An 18842-nucleotide genomic window follows, 5' to 3' on the forward strand; every position below is an offset into this window, starting at 1 on the left:
CATGGCTGTCTACAACTACGACGTGGTGGTACTGGGTTCCGGCCCGGCTGGAGAAGGTGCGGCGATGAACGCTGCCAAAGCTGGGCGCAAGGTGGCGATGGTCGATAGCCGTCGCCAGGTCGGCGGTAACTGCACCCACCTGGGTACCATCCCGTCCAAGGCGTTGCGTCACTCCGTGCGCCAGATCATGCAATTCAACACCAACCCGATGTTCCGGGCCATTGGTGAGCCACGCTGGTTCTCGTTCCCGGACGTGCTCAAAAGCGCCGAGAAAGTCATCTCCAAGCAAGTCGCGTCGCGTACCGGCTACTACGCCCGTAACCGCGTCGACCTGTTCTTCGGCACCGGCAGCTTTGCCGACGAGCAAACCATCGAAGTGGTCTGCCCCAACGGCGTGGTCGAAAAGCTGGTGGCCAAGCACATCATCATCGCCACCGGTTCGCGCCCGTATCGCCCGGCGGACATCGATTTCCACCACCCGCGTATCTACGATAGCGACACCATCCTGAGCCTGGGCCACACCCCGCGCAAACTGATCATCTACGGCGCCGGCGTGATCGGCTGTGAATACGCGTCGATCTTCAGCGGCCTGGGCGTACTGGTGGAACTGGTGGACAACCGCGACCAGTTGCTGAGCTTCCTCGACTCGGAAATCTCCCAGGCGTTGAGCTACCACTTCAGCAACAACAACATCACTGTGCGCCACAACGAAGAGTACGAGCGCGTCGAAGGCCTGGACAACGGCGTGATCCTGCACCTCAAGTCCGGCAAGAAGATCAAGGCCGACGCCTTGCTATGGTGCAACGGCCGTACCGGCAACACCGACAAGCTGGGCATGGAAAACATCGGGGTCAAGGTCAACAGCCGTGGCCAGATCGAGGTGGACGAGAACTACCGCACCTGCGTGACCAACATCTACGGTGCCGGTGACGTGATCGGCTGGCCGAGCCTGGCCAGTGCCGCTCATGACCAGGGCCGTTCAGCCGCTGGCAGCATCGTCGACAATGGCAGCTGGCGCTACGTGAACGACGTGCCGACCGGGATCTACACCATTCCCGAGATCAGCTCGATCGGCAAGAACGAACACGAACTGACCAAGGCCAAAGTGCCTTACGAAGTGGGCAAGGCGTTCTTCAAGAGCATGGCGCGTGCGCAGATCGCCGGCGAGCCGCAAGGCATGCTGAAGATCCTGTTCCACCGTGAAACCCTTGAGGTACTCGGCGTGCATTGCTTCGGCTACCAGGCGTCGGAGATCGTGCACATCGGCCAGGCGATCATGAACCAGCCGGGCGAGCTCAATACCCTCAAGTACTTCGTCAACACCACGTTCAACTACCCGACCATGGCCGAAGCCTATCGGGTAGCCGCCTACGACGGCCTCAACCGGCTTTTTTGAGCGGCTCCGGCCGGTGGCCTGAGCCGGCCGGGGAGACCGATTTCAGTAATTCCCGAGGGTGGCAGTGGCCAAACCGGGAAAGTCTGTAATCAGGCTATCTACGCCGAAGTCGGCGAGCCTGCGCATCAGCGCGGGTTCGTTGACCGTCCACACGGACACGTGCAAGCCCTGGCGCTGGGCTTTTTCCAGTCGCTCAGGGGTGCACAACGTCCAGTTCAACGCCAGAATCTCACAGCCATAGTTCTGCGCGACTTTCAGCGGGTCGAGCCAGGCGTATTCGGCAACCAGGCCGCGTGACAGGTCCGGGGTGAGCTCAACCGCAGCTTTCAACACTTCCCGCGAACTTGAGGTGACGGTGACTTTGTCCATCAGGCCAAAGCGCACGGCCATCTCCCGAATCGCCAGCACGGTGGTGGCGGCGCGGGTGCGCGAGGCGCTTTTGACTTCCAGTTGCCAGTGATCGAAGTCGCACTTCTCGAACAGTTCTTCCAGGCGTGGGATCGGGCAGGGCTTGACCCAGCCCGGGCCACCTTTGCGCGCATCCATCTTCACCAGGTCGGCCGCCGAATACTCGACGACTTTGCCGCGCCGGTCGGCGGTGCGCTTGAGGGTCGGGTCGTGGATGACCATCAACTCGCCGTCCATGGACAGGTGCAAGTCCAGTTCGCAGCGGCGTACGCCGTGCTTGAGGCATTCCTGGAAGCTGGTCAGGGTGTTTTCCGGTGCTTCGCCTTTGGCACCGCGGTGGCCGTAAATCAGGGTCACAGTTGCTCCTATGCGCCAGGTCTGCTGGCGGGGTAATACGAATTCAGGTGTCTTGGGCGTCGCTCTGTTCCCGTGCCAGGCGCCGTTCCTGCGCCTGTTTCTGCAGGATATAGCGCGCCAGCAATTGGCGTTGGGCGTCGGTCATGGCTTCGAATTCCGTGCCCACGTCAAAACCTGTGCCCTTGGGATCGCAATGGGTGACGCGGGCGCGCAGCAGCAGGCCAAGCGCCTGGGGCATCAGCACCAGCTTGACCGCCAGGTGGGCACCGGGCGACAGGGGCGTGGGGTGTTGGAAGTCGATACCGCCTTCGGAAATGATCACCGGCTGCGGCGCGCCGACTTCATCCAGCAGGCCGCGCGCCATGATCTGGCTGAGCAGGTCCAGGCGTTTGTTCTGTACTTTGAGGAAGGCGGCCAGGCTGCGATCTTTCTCATTGATCTGGCGCAACAGGTGCTGGGCCTCGAATTCGCTCAGGTGCAGTTCGCTGAGCAGATTGAACAGCGGCGAATCATCCAGCAACACTTCCTTGCTCGCCGCCTCGGGGGCAGACAGGCTTTTGATTTGGAGTGCGATCATGTCGGCGATACGGTAGTATTCGCGGCGCTCTTCTTCATCTAATGTCGACATGGCGAACCCCAAGTAGCGTTAATGGTCTGAGTGTAAAGCTGCTTACCAGACCCCGCCACCGGGACGTCTTCTTTTCCTCCGAACAAGCCCCGACATGTTCAGACCTCTCTTCGTATTTATCGGCACGCGTTATACCCGTGCAAAGCGTCGCAATCATTTTGTGTCGTTCATTTCCTTGACCTCGATGATCGGGCTCGCCTTGGGCGTGGTCGTGATGATCGTGGTGCTGTCGGTGATGAATGGCTTCGATCATGAGATGCGCACCCGCGTGCTGGGCATGGTGCCCCACGCGACCATCGAGGGCGATGCGCCCATCAGCGACTGGCAAAGCCTGGCCGCCAAGGTCAAGCAGAACCCCAAGGTACTGGCCGTTGCGCCGTTTACCCAGATGCAAGGGTTGCTGACCAACGACGGCAAGGTGCAGAAGATCCTGCTCAATGGCATCGACCCGGCCCAGGAACGTAATGTGTCGATCATCGACAAGTTCATGTTGTCGGGCAAACTCGATGACCTGGCGCCCGGCGAGTTCGGCATCGTGATCGGCGACAAGGCGGCGGCCAAGCTGGGCGTGGGCCTGGGCGACAAACTGACCTTCGTCGCGCCGGAAGTCACCGTGACCCCGGCCGGCATGTTCCCGCGCATGAAGCGCTTTACCGTGGTCGGCACCTTCCACGTCGGCGCCGGCGAGATCGACGGTTACCTCGGCCTGACCAACCTTACCGACCTGGCCCGCCTGCACCGCTGGCAGCCGGACCAGGTGCAGGGCCTGCGCCTGAAGTTCAACGACCTGTTCGACGCACCGCGCACCTCGTGGGAAATCGCCCAGCATTTGGGCGACAGCCAGTACTACGCTCGCGACTGGACGCGTACCCACGGCAACCTCTATCAGGCCATCCGCATGGAAAAAGCCATGATCGGCCTGCTGTTGCTGCTGATCGTCGCCGTGGCCGCCTTCAATATCATCTCCACGCTGGTAATGGTGGTGAACGACAAGAAGGGCGATATCGCCATCCTGCGCACACTCGGTGCCACGCCGGGGCAGATCATGGCGATCTTCATGGTGCAGGGCACCGTGATCGGCGTGGTCGGCACCTTGATCGGCACGGCGGTCGGCATTCTGGCCGCGCTGAACGTGAGTGCCGCCATCGCCGGCCTCGAAACCCTGATCGGCCACAAGTTTCTCAATGCCGACGTCTACTTCATCGACTACTTGCCGTCCCAGGTGCAGGCCCAGGACGTGTTGATGGTAGGCGGCGCGGCGTTGGTCCTGAGTTTCCTTGCCACCCTGTATCCAGCCTGGCGCGCGGCGCGTACCCAGCCAGCACAGGCCTTACGTTATGAGTGAATCGGGCATGAGTGAAAAAGCAATCCTGAGCTGCCGCAACCTGGGCAAATCCTATGAGGAAGGTCCGGAGTCGGTGGTGGTGCTGTCCAACCTGCAACTTGAGCTGCACCCGGGCGAGCGCGTGGCGATCGTCGGCAGTTCCGGTTCCGGCAAAAGTACCTTGCTGAACCTGCTGGGCGGCCTGGATACGCCGTCCCAGGGCAGCGTATGGCTGGCCGGTGAAGAACTCTCGGCCCTTGGCGAAAAGGCCCGTGGCCAACTGCGCAACCGTTCGCTCGGTTTTGTGTACCAGTTCCACCACCTGTTGCCGGAATTCACCGCCCTGGAAAACGTGTGCATGCCGCTGCTGATCGGCAAGACCGCGATCCCGGAAGCCCGCCAGCGCGCCAAGGCCCTGCTGGAGCGCGTCGGCCTCGGTCATCGCCTGGAGCACAAGCCGGCCGAACTGTCCGGCGGCGAGCGCCAGCGTGTGGCAATCGCCCGTGCCCTGGTGAACAACCCGGGCCTGGTGATGCTCGACGAGCCTACCGGCAACCTTGACTCCCACACGGCCCAGGGCATCAAGGACTTGATGCTGGAACTGAGCACCCAGATGCGCACTGCGTTCCTGGTGGTGACCCATGACATGAGCATGGCCCGCCAGATGGACCGCGTGCTGCACCTGCAGGAAGGTCACCTGGTCGCCATCTGACCCGTTTCAAGCCCGGTGCTTCATGCGCCGGGCTTTTTCATTTTTTCAGGCGGTGCAAGCGAATGTTCAGACCGTTATCGATTTTCATCGGCACGCGCTATACCCGCGCCAAGCGCCGCAACCGTTTTGTCTCGTTTATCTCGATGACCTCAATGATCGGCCTCGCCCTGGGCGTGTTGGCGATGATCGTGGTGTTGTCGGTGATGAACGGCTTCCAACGCGAAATGAGCTCACGCATCCTCGGCATGGTGCCCCATGCCACCATCGTCGGTGTGAACCCGATCGATAATTGGCAGCCCGTGGCCGCCGCCGCGATGAAGAACCCGGAAGTCACCGCAGCGGTACCATTCACACAGATGGACGGCATGTTCTCCTACAAAGGCGCGATGCAGCCGATCGAGATCAGCGGCATCGACCCGGCGCAGGAAGGCAAGGTGTCGATCGTGGCCCAGCATATCGTGCAGGGCAAACTGGATGACCTCAAACCCGGCGAATTCGGCGTCGTGGTCGGCGAAATCACTGCCCGGCGTTTCCGCCTGAATGTGGGCGACAAGCTGACCCTGATCGTGCCGGAAATCAGCACTGCGCCGGGTGGCATCACCCCACGCATGCAGCGCTTGAACGTGGTGGGGATCTTCAAGGTCGGTGCCGAACTGGATGGCTCCATGGCCATGATCCACATGGCCGACGCTGCCGAGATCCAGCACTGGCAGCCAAACCAGGTGCAAAGCGTGCGCCTGGCGGTGAAAGACCTGTACGCGGCACCCAAGGTCTCGGCGGATATCGCCGCCAGCCTGGGCAACGGCTACAAGCCCGATGACTGGACTCACACCCAGGGCAGTCTGTTCAGCGCGATGAAGATGGAAAAGACCATGATCGGTCTGCTGTTGCTGATGATCGTCGCCGTGGCGGCATTCAACATCATCGCGACCTTGATCATGGTGGTGAACGACAAGGGCGCGGACATTGCGATCCTGCGCACCATTGGCGCCACGCCACGGCAGATCATGGCGATCTTCATGGTGCAGGGCACGGTGATCGGCATCGTCGGCACCTTGATCGGTGGCGTATTGGGCGTGATTGCGGCGTTGAATGTGAGTGAACTGGTGGGCTGGATGGAGCGGGTCACCGGGCAGCATATCTTCAGTTCGGACGTGTATTTCGTCAGCAACCTGCCTTCGGAGCTGCAGGGTGGGGATGTGGTGCTGATTTGCACGGCGGGGTTTGTGCTGAGCTTTTTGGCGACGCTGTACCCGGCGTATCGGGCGGCGAAGATTGAGCCGGCGCATGCGCTGAGATATTCGTAATATTCAAGACCGCCATCGGGGGCAAGCCCCCTCCCACACTTTGATCTGTGAGTACATTCAAATGTGGGAGGGGGCTTGCCCCCGATAGGGCCGGTACAGCTTGCATCAATCTCCAGCAGGCAACTCGATCACAAACCGTGTCCATCCCGCCCCGGATTCACAATAAATCCTCCCCCCATGCGCCCGCACAATCGATTGGGTAATCGCCAACCCCAGCCCCGCATGCTCGCTGCTGCCTTCATGCCGCGCCGGGTCGGCCCGATAGAATCGGTCAAACAATCTTGGCAGCAACTCGGTTGGAATACCGTCCCCGGTGTTTTCGACTGAAAGCCTCACCCCATCTTCCATACGCACACGCACTTGGCCACTTTGCGGGGTGAACCGCAGCGCATTATCCAGCAGATTCGACAGTGCCCGCCGCAACATCCCACGGTCGCCCGTCGTATGGGCCGTGCCCTCGCGAACCAGGCTGATTTGCCTGTCCTCCGCCAGCAGCGTGAAAAACTCCAGTAACGCGTCCACTTCATCAGCCAGCGCCAACGGCTCGCGCTTGGGCATCAGCAAGCCATGATCCGCCTTGGCCAGGTACAACATGTCGTTGACCAGTTGCGCCATCCATTGCAGTTCTTCCAGGTTGCTGTGCAGCGCCTCGCGGTAATCCTCCAGCGGCCGCGGCTGGGTGAGGATGACCTGGGTCTGGGTCAGCAGGTTCGACAGCGGCGTGCGCAGTTCGTGGGCGATGTCGGCGGAGAACGCCGAGAGGCGCTGGAATGCATCGTCCAGGCGGCCGAGCATGGCGTTGAAGGCCTGGGCCAGTTCGGCCAGTTCCACCGGCATATGTTGCTGGGGCAGGCGCTGGGTCAGGGAATGGGCGGACACACTGGCGGCCACTTCGCCCATGCGCCGCAACGGTCGCAACCCGCTGCGAGCGGCCCATGCGCCGAGCAGGGCAGTGGCCAGGGCTGACAGGCCGACGGTGAGCCAGATCAGATGCTGCATGCGTTGCAGGAAATGTTGATGGTGGGTGATATCGAGCATCAGCGTCAGTTGCGGCGAATCCGGTTGGTCGGCCCTCAGCGGCGCGTTGTAGACACGGTAGTCGGTGTCGGCGTTTTGCAGGCTGTGCAGGCCGGGCGCTGCGGGCAAGTCGATGCTGGGTGCATCGTCCAGCCAGCGTTGGCCGGCCGCGGTGATACGCAGGGTCAGGTCGGGCTGGCGACTGAGTTCGGCGCGCAATTGCGCTTCACGCTGGGCCAGCGCTTCCCGTGAGTCGACCCCCTGCAACGTACTGCGCAGCGCGATCAGCTTGCTGTCGAGCTGTTGCTGGTCCAGCTCAATGAAGTGCGCTTCGCTGGCACGGTTGAACAGCACGCCGGCAATCAACGACACCACCGCTGTGCAGGCGGCAAACAGCAACGCCAGGCGGCTGGCCAGGGACAGGCGCTTGATCAATTGACCCGCTCCTCCAGCACATAACCCATGCCGCGTACGGTGTGGATCAGTTTGTTGGGGAAGTTATCGTCGACTTTCAGGCGCAGGCGGCGGATGGCGACTTCGATGATGTTGGTGTCGCTGTCGAAGTTCATGTCCCACACTTGGGAGGCGATCAGCGATTTGGGCAGCACTTCGCCCTGGCGCCGCAGCAGCAGTTCCAGCAGTGAGAATTCCTTGGCGGTCAAGTCGATGCGCTGGCCGTCCCGCTCGACGCGGCGGCGGATCAGGTCCAGGCGCAGGTCGGCCAGTTGCAGCGCAGTTTCCTGCGGTGTGCTGCCGCCCCGGCGCAACAGGCTGCGCACGCGGGCCAGCAGCTCGGAAAAGGCGAAAGGCTTGACCAGATAGTCGTCGGCGCCCAGTTCCAGGCCGTGCACGCGGTCTTCCACGGCATCGCGGGCGGTGAGGAACAGCACCGGGATATCCAGGCCGGCGCTGCGCACGGCTTGGAGGATCTGCCAGCCATCCCGGCCCGGCAGCATCACATCGAGGATCAACAGGTCGTAGTCACCGGTCAATGCCAGGTGCTGGCCGCTGCTGCCGTCGGCCACCAATTCGGTGGTAAACCCTGCCTCGGCCAGGCCCTGGCGCAGGTAGTGGCCGGTTTTGGGTTGGTCTTCGACGATCAGCAGTTTCATGGGCGACTCTTGGCAGCGATGGACGACGGCTTTATACCTTGGGTGCCAGGGCAGGAGGGCAACCTGACAAAGTTGTAATCTAGCAGTCAGCTGACTGGCAGCGGCGCATTCTTAGAGTGTTCCCCTGCCTGGTCACACATTTTGGAGAAAACAGATGGCGTTGCGTACACCCTTGTTGTTGGCGGGTTGCCTGTTGGCGTTGAGTGTTGAGGCGATGGCCGATGGCGCCCATACCTATGCGTTCGGTGAAGCTGCACCGGCGAGTAAGGCCACGCGTACCGTGGAAGTGACCCTGCAGGATATTTCCTTTTCGCCCAAGTCCCTGGATGTAAAAGCCGGTGAGACGGTGCGCTTTGTATTGGTCAACAAAGGGCAGTTGCTCCACGAATTCAACCTGGGTGACGCGGCGATGCATGCCGAGCACCAGAAGGAAATGTTACAGATGCAGGCCAGCGGTATGCTCACGTCCACCGGCATGGGCAACATGGACCACGGCGCCATGGGCCATGGTGCGATGAAACACGACGATCCCAATAGCGTATTGGTCGAGCCTGGCAAAACCGCCGAGCTGACCTGGACGTTCACCAAGGCCACGGGCCTTGAGTTTGCCTGCAACCTGCCGGGGCATTACCAGGCGGGCATGGTCGGCAAACTCAACGTCGATTGATCCGCTGGCGCTTAGGCGCGGGGGCAAAGGCTGGTAGACTGGCGCGGTTTATTTAGCCAGGTTTCCGCCATGCATCCCGCAGCCGAACATTCGCCGCTGGGCAAGTCCAGTGAATACATCTCCACCTACACCCCGTCGTTGCTGTTCCCGATTCCACGCGCCGCCAAATGGGCCGAACTGGGCCTGAGCGCCGAGACCCTGCCGTACAAGGGCGTGGATTTCTGGAACTGCTTCGAACTGTCCTGGTTGCTGCCGTCGGGCAAGCCGGTGGTGGCCATCGGCGAATTCAGCATCCCGGCCGACTCGCCGAACATCATCGAGTCCAAGTCGTTCAAGCTGTACCTCAACTCGCTGAACCAGACCGCGTTTGCCGATACGGCCAGCCTGGAAGCCACCCTGCGCACAGACCTCAGCACCGCAGCCGGTAAACCGGTGAACGTGCGCATCCGCAGCCTGGCCGAGATCGAGGCCGAAGGCGTGATGGCGCTGCCGGGCGTTTGCATCGATGATTTGGATATCAGCGTCAGCAACTACGAGCACCCGCGCCCGGAGCTGCTGCGTTGCGATGACTCGCGCGTTGTCGAGGAGAGCGTGCATAGCCACCTGCTCAAATCCAACTGCCCGGTAACCAGCCAGCCCGACTGGGGCAGCGTGGTGGTGCAATACCGTGGCCACGCGCTGGATCACGCGAGCCTGCTGGAGTACATCGTGAGCTTTCGCCAGCACTCGGACTTCCATGAACAGTGCGTAGAGCGCATCTTCCTGGACCTGCAGCGCTTGCTGAAGCCGGAAAGATTGACGGTGTATGCGCGCTATGTGCGGCGGGGTGGGTTGGATATCAACCCGTATCGCAGTACTGAGGATGTGGCGTTCCAGAACGTGCGGCTGGCCCGACAGTAGGCTTATTGCAAGATAAATGTGGGAGGGGGCTTGCCCCCGATGGCGGAGTGTCAGTCACAGAACCTGTGTCTGAACCTCTGCTATCGGGGGCAAGCCCCCTCCCACATGTCGGGCAGATTAGATTCCCATGCTGCCCAGCGTGTTCATGATATTGCGCAGTGCCCCGGAAATGGCCGGGTGTTCAGCATCGAACTCTATGGCCGCTTTATTCACATCGTCGGAAATACTGGGTGTCTGGGTGGCCGGTTCCAGCTCAAGTTGCAACTCGAACTTGGCAATCAAGGCCTCCAGTGCTTCACGTTTTTCTTCCGACAGCGGCGGTTGCTGTTCCAACTGCCCGCGCAGGATTTCGACCTGGTCTTCCAGTTTTTTGCGATCAGGCATGATGTGTTTCCTTTTATCGATAGGCACTGGCATAGACCGCGGCACGCCGAGAAAGGTCTACGGGCTAGCCTGTAGATTAATCCACTGGCGTCGACTGTGCATGATCCGTGTCAGGGCTTCTCGCCTTTGAGCTGGCGCAGGCTGATGTCCGCCAGGCAGGTGCCGAGCTCGCCCAGGTGATCGATCACCGAGTGTACGCCCAGCCCGTACAGCGCGAGGGTGGCCTTGCCGCGCTTGAGCTCGCGTTCCGGCTCGCTCAGGGCCTGCCATTGCTCGGGTGCCATGCCGCACAGCGAGCCGCAGGAGGCCAGGCCGATGGTCCACAACCCGGCGTTAAGGCCCGATTGCAGCAGGCGCGGCTCGCCGCTGACCAGTACGCAGCCTTCCAGGCGTTCGATGTTCAGCTCCATCAAGGCTTGCCAGCAGGCATGGGGGGCCGGCCAGCGAATGGAGGAGGGCGATGCCGCCTTGACCCAGTTGGGCAGCGTGGCGGCCAACGGCGTGGTGACGGCGGGGGGGAGTTCATCCAGCCAGGCGCAGGGCACGCCTTGTTCCTTGAGGCTGCGCAAGATTTTCAGCGCACCCGGTGTGGCTTGGGAGTCGGGGGCCTGGGAGTCGGTACGGGCCCGGGAACCGAAGTCCACCAGACAGCCACTCAGGCCAAACAGAACGGCGGTCAGGGCGGGGGCGCTGGCGATGGCTATCTCGGCGTGGGGCATGTCGACATCCCTGAAATAGCGCTAACGCTATCCAGGCACCATGACAGGCCGATGACAGTCGGGTTGATTGTAGGAATTTTGTGCATTTTGAATCAGACGTTTCCTAGCAGCTGCCTAATTGGCGACTTCCGGCATATACTGACCGCCTTATTCAGGGCATAGCGCCCATGACAGACCATTCAAGGAGCAAAAGCTATGCGCTGGAGCCACTATTTCGCTCAGCTGTCGGTGTGTGCCACTATCTTTCTGGCGCCGTTCGCCGCACAGGCAGCTTCGGAAGACGATCCATGGGAAAGCGTCAACCGCCCGATCTTCACCTTCAACGACACCGTTGATACCTACGCACTGAAGCCATTGGCCCAGGGTTACCAGTTCGTGACCCCGCAATTCGTCCAGGATGGCGTTCACAACTTCTTCCGCAACATCGGCGATGTCGGCAACCTGGCCAATAACGTGCTGCAGCTCAAGCCCCAAAAGGCCGGTGTAGATACGGCCCGTTTACTGGTAAACACCACCTTCGGCGTGTTGGGCTTCATCGATGTAGGCACCAAAATGGGGCTGCAACGCAGTGATGAAGACTTCGGCCAGACCCTCGGCTACTGGGGTGTCGGCAGCGGCCCTTACGTAATGCTGCCGCTGCTGGGCCCAAGCACCTTGCGTGACGCGCCGTCCAAGTACGTGGACAGCTACACCCAGCCGTATCGCTACATGAACGATATCGGCTGGCGCAACAGCACCTTCGGCCTGAACATCGTCGATACCCGTGCCAGCCTGCTTGACAGCGAGAAGCTGATCACCGGTGACAAATACACCTTTATCCGTAACGCGTACCTGCAGAACCGCGAGTTCAAGGTCAAGGATGGCAAGGTCGTCGACGACTTCTAAACCGTTATGTTTTGACATGAAAAAGGCGACCCCGGCGGTCGCCTTTTTTGTGCGCGGTTTTCAGCGCATTTTCAGGATCCTGAGGCCCAGGTGCTGGTCTTCGCCGGTGGTTTTGGTCCACACCACCTCGGTGTCCGCCTCCAGGCCCTTCAGCGCGGCGTGCTCCGAGTCGATGCGCACGGTCAACAGGTCGCCCGTGTTGAACTGGCGCGGCGCCTGCACCTGCATGCCGGAGCTGGAAAGGTCCACGCAAACCCCGGCAATCTCTTGCCCTGCGTGGATCAGAGACACATCGGCATCCACACGCATGCGGATGAAATCGCGTTTTTCGGCGTAGTCGCGCTCGTGTTCGCTCATGGGTTCCATCCTTTCTTTGTGTTGTGGTCGTGCCTGTTCTTATAACTCCCGGTGATTTGCGGTGTAAAGACGCTCGGCGACCATCGGCATGAGCTTGAAACCCCTGACGGATGGGAGTACCGTCTGCGCCTTAGAAGGGCACCTCTGCTTTACCATTGTGCATGGGAAAAATCCCAATGCTTTGTAGGACAGAGAGGCTAGAAAGCGAATCCAGTACGTGAGCCCGGCCATTGTCGCGCCACCTACGCCAACCTAATTCTGGCGCCGTTTGCCCACATGCAAAAAACCAGTGCCACGCTGCTGATAATCGATGACGACGAAGTAGTGCGCGCGAGCCTTGCGGCCTATTTGGAAGACAGTGGCTTCAGCGTCCTGCAGGCCAGCAATGGCCAACAGGGTCTCCAGGTGTTCGAGCGCGACCAGCCCGACCTCGTGATCTGCGACTTGCGCATGCCCCAGATGGGCGGCCTCGAGCTGATTCGCCAGGTGACCGAGCTCGCCCCGCAGACGCCCATGATTGTCGTGTCCGGTGCCGGCGTGATGAACGATGCCGTCGAAGCGTTGCGCCTGGGCGCTGCCGATTACCTGATCAAGCCCCTGGAAGACCTGGCAGTGCTGGAGCACTCAGTGCGCCGTGCGCTGGACCGGGCGCGCCTGCTGGTGGAAAACCAGCGCTACCGCGAAAAGCTCGAAACCGCCAACCGCGAACTCGAAGCCAGCCTCAACCTGCTCCAGGAAGACCAGAATGCCGGGCGCCAGGTGCAGATGAACATGCTGCCGGTCAGCCCGTGGACCATCGACGAATTCCAGTTCGCCCACCAGATCATCCCGTCGCTGTACCTGTCGGGTGATTTTGTCGACTACTTTCGCGTCGACGAGCGGCGTGTCGCGTTCTACCTGGCCGATGTGTCCGGCCACGGTGCTTCCTCGGCTTTTGTCACCGTATTGTTGAAGTTCATGACCACACGGTTGCTGTTCGAATCCAAGCGCAACGGCACCTTGCCGGAGTTCACCCCCTCCGAGGTGCTGGGTCACATCAACCGAGGCCTGATCAGTTGCAAGCTGGGCAAGCACGTGACGATGGTCGGCGGCGTGATCGATGAAGAAACCGGTCTTTTGACCTACAGCATCGGCGGTCACCTGCCGATGCCTGTTTTATACACTCCTGACAGTGTGCGTTACCTGGAAGGGCGTGGCCTGCCCGTAGGCTTGTTCAATGAAGCGACCTACGAAGACCACATCCTGGAACTGCCGCCGACGTTCAGCCTGACGCTGATGTCTGATGGCATCCTGGACCTGCTTCCAGAGCCTACACTCAAAGAGAAAGAAGCCGCCTTGCCCCAAAAGGTCAAGTCGGCGGGCGGCAGCCTGGATGGCCTGCGGCAGGTTTTTGGATTGGCCACGCTGGGGGAGATGCCGGATGATATCGCCCTATTGGTGTTGAGCAGGAATCTTTGATGAGTACCGGAAGAATCCAATTCGCCGAGCAAGACGGGACCTTCGTCCTGAAGTTTGTCGGTGAAGTGCGCCTGACCTTGTGTTCGGCGCTGGATGCGACGATTGAGCGGATCTTCACAGCGCTGAACTTCTCGGCGATCGTGATCGATCTGACCGAAACCCGCAGCATCGATAGCACCACCTTGGGCCTGTTGGCCAAGTTGTCCATTCTGTCTCGGCAGAAGGTCGGCCTGTTGCCGACCGTCGTCACCACCCACGAAGACATCACCCGCCTGTTGCAGTCCATGGGCTTCGACCAGGTGTTCAACATCGTTGACCGCCCGATCCCATGCCCGGAATGCCTCACCGACCTGCCGTCCCAGGACCAGTCCGAGGAAGTGGTGCGGGTCAAGGTGCTGGAAGCGCACAAGATCCTGATGGGCTTGAATGATTCCAACCGCGAAGCCTTCCACGACCTCGTCAACGCCCTTGAGCGCCACTGACCTCCTGGGTTGAATGCATTCCAAATGTGGGAGGCGGCAAGCCCCCTCCCACATTGAAGTAAGACAGGCTTCAGATCGGCTGAGCACAAAAAAGGGCGGTACCCGCGAGGGAACCGCCCTTTTTGCCACTGCCTGCCTTACAACTTGGCAGTCAGCAACGCCTCCAGCTTCTCCTGGTCCCGAGCAAACTGACGAATCCCTTCCGCCAGCTTCTCAGTCGCCATCGCATCCTCGTTGGACTCCCAACGGAACTGCGCTTCAGTCAGATGCACGCGTGCTTCACCGGCATGCCCCGGCGACAGCTTACGCTCCAGCTTGCCCTTATCCGCCGCCAGTTTCTCCAGCAGGTCCGGGCTGATGGTCAGGCGATCACAACCGGCCAACTCCTCGATCTGGCTCAGATTACGGAAGCTCGCCCCCATCACCACGGTTTTGTAGCCATTGGCCTTGTAGTAGTTGTAAATGCGCGTCACCGACTGCACGCCCGGGTCTTCGGCACCGGTGTAATCGTTGCCGTTGGCCTTCTTGTACCAATCATAGATACGGCCCACGAACGGCGAGATCAGGAACACACCGGCTTCGGCACAGGCCACGGCCTGGGCGAAGGAGAACAGCAGCGTCAGGTTGGTCTGGATGCCTTCTTTTTCCAGCTTCTCCGCCGCGCGGATGCCTTCCCAGGTGGAGGCGATCTTGATCAGCACGCGGTCACGGCCAACGCCGGCTTTGTCATACAGGTCGATCAGGCGATGCGCACGCTTGAGAATCGCGTCTTCGTCGAACGACAGGCGGGCGTCCACTTCAGTGGAAATACGGCCCGGCACCACTTTGAGAATCTCTTGACCCACCGCCACCGCAAACCGGTCGCTGGCCAGGCCCACATCGCCGTTGCAGTCCTGCACGCACTCATCCAGCAGCTTGGCGTAGCCTGGGATCGAAGCGGCCTTGAGCAGCAGGGAAGGGTTGGTGGTGGCGTCTTGCGGCTTGAGCTTGGCGAGGGTGGAGAAATCGCCGGTATCGGCTACGACAGTGGTGAATTGCTTGAGTTGTTCCAGCTTGGAAGTCATGGGCGTGCTCTGTCCTGTGGGTCTGATGACATTACCCGAGCACCGGCAGGCGCTCAAGGGCGCAAATGCGTTCGATCGTTTGCGAGGGCAACAACCTGAAAACGGCCGTTTGAATGCCTTGTCTTGGTGCTAAATAGGAGGCCAAAACTGCCGACAGGTTCAACCCAATTCCCGCATGATCACCACAATTCAAAGGTGGAAGGGGGCTTGCCCCGATAGCGGCAGACCAGTCCCCCAGACTTGAACGGACTTACCGCCCTTCCAGCAAAGCCCCAGCCTGATCCAGCAACGCCAGCGGATCACTCGCCTTGTGAATATCCACCGACAACAACTGCCTGAACTTGCGCGCCCCCGGAAAACCGGTACCCAACCCCAGAATATGCCGAGTGATATGGTGCATCGAACCACCGCTCGCCAAATGCTGCGCAATATACGGCCGCAACTGCACCAGCGCCTCAGCCCGACTGATCACCGGCGCCTCACTGCCAAACAACTGCTGATCCACCTCCGCCAGCAAATACGGATTGTGATAAGCCTCCCGCCCCAGCATCACCCCATCAAACGTCTGCAAATGCTCATGGCACTGCTCCAGCGTCTTGATCCCGCCGTTGAGAATAAACTCCAACTCAGGGAAATCCCGCTTCAACTGCGCCGCCACGTCATAACGCAACGGCGGAATGTCACGGTTCTCCTTCGGCGACAGCCCTTCCAGAATCGCAATCCGCGCATGCACGGTAAAACTGGTGCAGCCCGCGTCCTTCACCGTCCCGACGAAATCACACAGCTCGGCGTAGCTGTCCCGGCCATTGATGCCGATGCGGTGCTTCACCGTCACCGGAATCGACACCGCGTCGCGCATCGCCTTCACACAATCGGCAACCAGGGCAGGATGCGCCATCAGGATCGCGCCGATCATGTTGTTTTGCACCCGGTCGCTGGGGCAACCGACGTTCAGGTTCACCTCGTCGTAGCCAGCGGCCTCGGCCATACGCGCGCAAGCCGCCAGATCAGCCGGAACACTACCGCCCAACTGAAGGGCCAGCGGGTGCTCGGCTTCATTGTGGCGCAGGAAACGGTCGTGGTCGCCGTGGAGGATCGCGCCAGTGGTGACCATCTCGGTGTAGAGCAGGGCGTGCTTGGAGAGTAGGCGCAGGAAGAACCGGCAGTGGCGGTCGGTCCAATCCATCATAGGTGCAACGCTAAAGCGCCGAGACAGTGCGGGGCTTGATTCTGCTGGGCTAAAGCTCTGTTTATCTAGCATTTTACTCAACGTGTTCTTGGCGAGTTTTAGGGCGTTTTCAGGCGTTTTTAGAAGCTCGGTGGTACGATGTACCACCTTAAAACTGACGCGTACCACTTTCGAAATGGCGACTATCAGGGCAAGAAAACTGGCGGATGGGACTGTGAGCTACACGGCTCAAATCCGCATCAAACGCGACGGAGTGCAAGTCTACCAAGAGAGCCAGACCTTCGCCCGGAAACAGGCCGCTCAGGCGTGGACGCGCAAGCGCGAATCTGAGTTGGACCAGCCTGGTGCGATCGAGCGGGCCAGCCGGAAGGGCGTCACCGTCAAAGACATGATCGATCAGTACCTGTTGGAAGTGGGAAAGGCCCGACCGCTGGGCAAAACCAAGAAGGCCACACTTGAAGCCATCGGCAAGATGGACATCGGCCAACTGAACGATACCGACGTCACCACTCAATGCCTGGTCGACTTCGCGCTCTTTCGGATGAGCAGCGAAGGTGGCGGGGTCCAGCCACAGACCGCCGGCAACGACCTGGCGCACCTCGGCGCCGTCCTGGCCATCGCCAAAGACGCCTGGGGCTACCAGGTCGATCCGCTCGCCATGGGCGGTGCGCGCCGGGTGCTGCGCAAGTTGGGCTACAACCTTAAAAGCCGCGAGCGCGACCGCCGGCCGACGTTGGACGAGCTGGACAAGGTTCTCACGCACTATCAGGCCATGCAGGCGCGGCGCCCAACCGTCATCAATATGCTCAAGGTCGTGGGCTTTGCCCTGTTCTCTACGCGAAGGCTGGATGAAATAACCCGTATCCGCTGGGCCGACGTCGACGAGCCTGGTCAGCGAGTGCTGGTGCGCGACATGAAGAACCCCGGCCAGAAGATCGGCAACGACGTGTGGTGCTACCTGCCGGACGAGGCGTGGCAGATCCTCCACACCATGCCGAAGGCCGGCGAAGACATCTTCCCCTACAGCCCTGAATCCATCTCCACGTCCTGGGCCAAAGCCTGCAAGTTTCTGGAAATTGCGGACCTGCACTTCCACGACCTTCGCCATGAAGGCGTCAGCCGCCTGTTTGAAATGGATTGGGATATCCCGCGTGTGGCAAGTGTGTCCGGCCACCGGGATTGGAATTCGATGCGGCGCTACACCCACCTGCGTGGCAAGGGTGATCGCTATGTGGGCTGGGAATGGCACGAAAAGATACTGAGGGCGCCCGTCCAACTGGGCGCCGCATCAGAGAAGTGGCTCAAAAGGCGCGTTTTATCCCGTTGAGCTGGTTATGTTCCTTAACTGCCGCTGCGTGCTGCAGATCCAGGTATGCGGCCAGGTCGTTTAGGTGAATGCCCTTGGCCGACTTCTGGCTCCGTTCCAAGCGGGTGATGGGCAACTTGATCTGACCGCTCATCACCTTGCGCTGGAACATGTCAGGCGTCAGATGTGTGAAGTAATCCCTGCACACCAACTCCAGTGGGATAATCGCCTGACAGTCGTATTGGGCCATGAGAATGAAGGCTGTATTCATAATGGCCCCTTACATCCGAAACGATTGATGGATGAACGCCGGCGGCGCTTTGTGTTCTGCGGGTTTCGCGTCATTACCCTGGATCTCGCAAACGAACCGATGCCGCTTTCGGTTGGGCGCAGTCAGGGCCTCGGTAAGGCCAGGCACGACGGCGGTGCATTGCTCATAGGCGAGAGGGCCATTCCAGCTATCAGCCTTCACCACTTGGCAATCCGTTCGGGTTGCATTTGCACATAGGTAAAGCAGAAGGAATACCGTCATACGCTAACCTCCCATGAGCATGCGCGTCAGTGCATTGGGCTGGCCGTCCGGTGTCAGCTTTTCGAGTGGTTGGGTGATGGTGCGACCTCTCGCGGTGCGCAAGGTGGCAACGCCGCCACCGATCGCTTCAATCACGCCGGTATGAGCACTGAGACGGTATTCCCGACCACCGCCGCTCATTTCGACGTAGCTGACCTTGTCGCCGACAGCCAGCGCGGTTGTGGTAGCCTCTGCGGTGCCGCCTTTGGGTTGATTCACTTGCATGGTGCTTCTCCTTTGGGTGGTCGGTGTCGAGGGGTTGCAGCCCCTCGGCACCACCTTCTTACTGGCTTTCGCCGGTTGGGTTTTGCTTCCGCACCAGGTGCAGTAGCAGGTTTTCAAACTCAATAACCTCATCTGTTGCTGACTGCCATTCCAGGACTGCTTGGATCTGTTCCCGGCTGCACTCAAGCACTAGAATTTCTTTGTCGCTCACTGCACGAACCTCGAGGATCGCGACCAGTCCAGCCGGGTCGTAGGCTTCGGCGTGAACGATATTCCCGGATTCGTTAAGCCAGTCCTTCAGCTCTTTCAGATGCCGAAGGCGGTTGGTTTCCCCCTCGCGGCCGTCACCGGTGATGACTTGTACTTGCATGGTG

Annotated in this window: 22 protein-coding genes; 10 read left to right on the forward strand and 12 right to left on the reverse strand. The window is 60.5% G+C overall.

From position 1 onward, the window contains the following. Position 1 precedes the first annotated feature (1 nt). A complete protein-coding gene (gene sthA / locus LUU92_RS08015; RefSeq protein ID WP_010212052.1) occupies positions 2–1396 on the forward strand; it encodes a Si-specific NAD(P)(+) transhydrogenase in 1395 nt (464 codons plus the stop codon). Between the two features lie 42 nt (positions 1397–1438). Here the strand turns inward: sthA and LUU92_RS08020 are convergent, their stop codons facing one another. Both LUU92_RS08020 and LUU92_RS08025 read right to left on the reverse strand, forming a co-directional pair. Further along, the gene (locus LUU92_RS08020; RefSeq protein ID WP_016975274.1) at positions 1439–2161 is read right to left on the reverse strand and encodes a glycerophosphodiester phosphodiesterase; all 723 of its coding nucleotides are present in this window, start codon (positions 2159–2161) and stop codon (positions 1439–1441) included. A 43-nt stretch (positions 2162–2204) separates the two neighbouring features. Continuing rightward, complete coding sequence (locus LUU92_RS08025) at positions 2205–2789, reverse strand: PilZ domain-containing protein (RefSeq protein ID WP_071489018.1); 585 nt, start codon at positions 2787–2789, stop codon at positions 2205–2207. 94 nt (positions 2790–2883) lie between these two features. On the opposite strand from LUU92_RS08025, the gene LUU92_RS08030 reads away from it, so the two are divergent. The 3 genes from LUU92_RS08030 (at position 2884) to LUU92_RS08040 (ending at position 6132) form a co-directional block, all read left to right on the forward strand. Further along, positions 2884–4134 (forward strand): lipoprotein-releasing ABC transporter permease subunit, encoded by a 1251-nt coding sequence (locus LUU92_RS08030; protein ID WP_071489019.1) that lies wholly within the window; start codon positions 2884–2886, stop codon positions 4132–4134. Between the two features lie 7 nt (positions 4135–4141). Further along, the gene (gene lolD, locus LUU92_RS08035) at positions 4142–4825 is read left to right on the forward strand and encodes a lipoprotein-releasing ABC transporter ATP-binding protein LolD (RefSeq protein ID WP_017477213.1); all 684 of its coding nucleotides are present in this window, start codon (positions 4142–4144) and stop codon (positions 4823–4825) included. A 62-nt stretch (positions 4826–4887) separates the two neighbouring features. Then, positions 4888–6132 carry a lipoprotein-releasing ABC transporter permease subunit gene (locus tag LUU92_RS08040; protein ID WP_093527520.1) on the forward strand — a complete coding sequence of 415 codons (1245 nt, stop codon included), beginning with the start codon at positions 4888–4890 and terminating at the stop codon, positions 6130–6132. A gap of 105 nt (positions 6133–6237) precedes the next feature. On the opposite strand, the gene LUU92_RS08045 is transcribed toward LUU92_RS08040, so the two are convergent. Together LUU92_RS08045 and LUU92_RS08050 are read right to left on the reverse strand one after the other, a co-directional pair. Beyond that, entirely contained in the window at positions 6238–7584 is a 1347-nt protein-coding gene (locus LUU92_RS08045; RefSeq protein WP_222541218.1) for a heavy metal sensor histidine kinase, read from the reverse strand. After that, a complete protein-coding gene (locus LUU92_RS08050) occupies positions 7581–8261 on the reverse strand; it encodes a heavy metal response regulator transcription factor (protein ID WP_222541219.1) in 681 nt (226 codons plus the stop codon). Before LUU92_RS08050 ends, LUU92_RS08045 begins: the two co-directional genes overlap by 4 nt. A 154-nt stretch (positions 8262–8415) precedes the next feature. Here LUU92_RS08050 and copI point away from each other — a divergent pair, with 154 nt between their 5' ends. Together copI and queF are read left to right on the forward strand one after the other, a co-directional pair. Next, positions 8416–8928 carry a copper-resistant cuproprotein CopI gene (gene copI, locus LUU92_RS08055; RefSeq protein ID WP_071489022.1) on the forward strand — a complete coding sequence of 171 codons (513 nt, stop codon included), beginning with the start codon at positions 8416–8418 and terminating at the stop codon, positions 8926–8928. Between the two features lie 69 nt (positions 8929–8997). After that, complete coding sequence (gene queF, locus LUU92_RS08060; RefSeq protein WP_257103389.1) at positions 8998–9828, forward strand: NADPH-dependent 7-cyano-7-deazaguanine reductase QueF; 831 nt, start codon at positions 8998–9000, stop codon at positions 9826–9828. Between the two features lie 117 nt (positions 9829–9945). On the opposite strand, the gene LUU92_RS08065 is transcribed toward queF, so the two are convergent. Then, positions 9946–10212, reverse strand: coding sequence for a DUF4404 family protein (locus LUU92_RS08065; RefSeq protein ID WP_071489024.1), 267 nt, complete (start codon positions 10210–10212; stop codon positions 9946–9948). A gap of 110 nt (positions 10213–10322) precedes the next feature. Then, a complete protein-coding gene (gene pcrP, locus LUU92_RS08070; RefSeq protein ID WP_071489025.1) occupies positions 10323–10931 on the reverse strand; it encodes an HAD superfamily inactivated hydrolase PcrP in 609 nt (202 codons plus the stop codon). A 195-nt stretch (positions 10932–11126) separates the two neighbouring features. Here pcrP and LUU92_RS08075 point away from each other — a divergent pair, with 195 nt between their 5' ends. Continuing rightward, entirely contained in the window at positions 11127–11816 is a 690-nt protein-coding gene (locus tag LUU92_RS08075) for an MlaA family lipoprotein (protein ID WP_071489026.1), read from the forward strand. A 60-nt stretch (positions 11817–11876) separates the two neighbouring features. On the opposite strand, the gene LUU92_RS08080 is transcribed toward LUU92_RS08075, so the two are convergent. Then, positions 11877–12173 carry a PilZ domain-containing protein gene (locus LUU92_RS08080; protein ID WP_092247417.1) on the reverse strand — a complete coding sequence of 99 codons (297 nt, stop codon included), beginning with the start codon at positions 12171–12173 and terminating at the stop codon, positions 11877–11879. A gap of 276 nt (positions 12174–12449) precedes the next feature. On the opposite strand from LUU92_RS08080, the gene rssB reads away from it, so the two are divergent. After that, complete coding sequence (gene rssB, locus LUU92_RS08085) at positions 12450–13631, forward strand: two-component system response regulator RssB (protein ID WP_071489029.1); 1182 nt, start codon at positions 12450–12452, stop codon at positions 13629–13631. Continuing rightward, positions 13631–14113, forward strand: a complete 483-nt coding sequence (rssC, locus tag LUU92_RS08090; protein ID WP_003218919.1) for an anti-sigma factor antagonist RssC — start codon at positions 13631–13633, stop codon at positions 14111–14113. The genes rssB and rssC overlap by 1 nt, the downstream gene beginning before the upstream one ends. 137 nt (positions 14114–14250) lie before the next feature. On the opposite strand, the gene tal is transcribed toward rssC, so the two are convergent. Next, positions 14251–15177, reverse strand: a complete 927-nt coding sequence (tal, locus tag LUU92_RS08095; RefSeq protein ID WP_222541221.1) for a transaldolase — start codon at positions 15175–15177, stop codon at positions 14251–14253. 250 nt (positions 15178–15427) lie between these two features. Then, on the reverse strand, positions 15428–16438 hold the full coding sequence (gene dusA, locus LUU92_RS08100; RefSeq protein ID WP_257103390.1) for a tRNA dihydrouridine(20/20a) synthase DusA: 1011 nt from the start codon (positions 16436–16438) through the stop codon (positions 15428–15430). A gap of 103 nt (positions 16439–16541) precedes the next feature. On the opposite strand from dusA, the gene LUU92_RS08105 reads away from it, so the two are divergent. Further along, on the forward strand, positions 16542–17693 hold the full coding sequence (locus LUU92_RS08105; RefSeq protein ID WP_257103391.1) for a site-specific integrase: 1152 nt from the start codon (positions 16542–16544) through the stop codon (positions 17691–17693). On the opposite strand, the gene LUU92_RS08110 is transcribed toward LUU92_RS08105, so the two are convergent. From LUU92_RS08110 to LUU92_RS08120, 3 genes are all read right to left on the reverse strand, one after another. Next, positions 17668–17943 carry a pyocin activator PrtN family protein gene (locus tag LUU92_RS08110; RefSeq protein WP_257103392.1) on the reverse strand — a complete coding sequence of 92 codons (276 nt, stop codon included), beginning with the start codon at positions 17941–17943 and terminating at the stop codon, positions 17668–17670. The genes LUU92_RS08105 and LUU92_RS08110 overlap by 26 nt on opposite strands. A 264-nt stretch (positions 17944–18207) precedes the next feature. Further along, complete coding sequence (locus tag LUU92_RS08115; protein ID WP_257103393.1) at positions 18208–18468, reverse strand: hypothetical protein; 261 nt, start codon at positions 18466–18468, stop codon at positions 18208–18210. 58 nt (positions 18469–18526) lie between these two features. Continuing rightward, positions 18527–18838, reverse strand: coding sequence for a hypothetical protein (locus tag LUU92_RS08120; RefSeq protein ID WP_257103394.1), 312 nt, complete (start codon positions 18836–18838; stop codon positions 18527–18529). Positions 18839–18842 lie beyond the last annotated feature (4 nt).

The sequence above is a fragment of the Pseudomonas extremorientalis genome (assembly GCF_024584605.1).
Classification (GTDB): Bacteria; Pseudomonadota; Gammaproteobacteria; order Pseudomonadales; family Pseudomonadaceae; genus Aquipseudomonas; species Aquipseudomonas extremorientalis.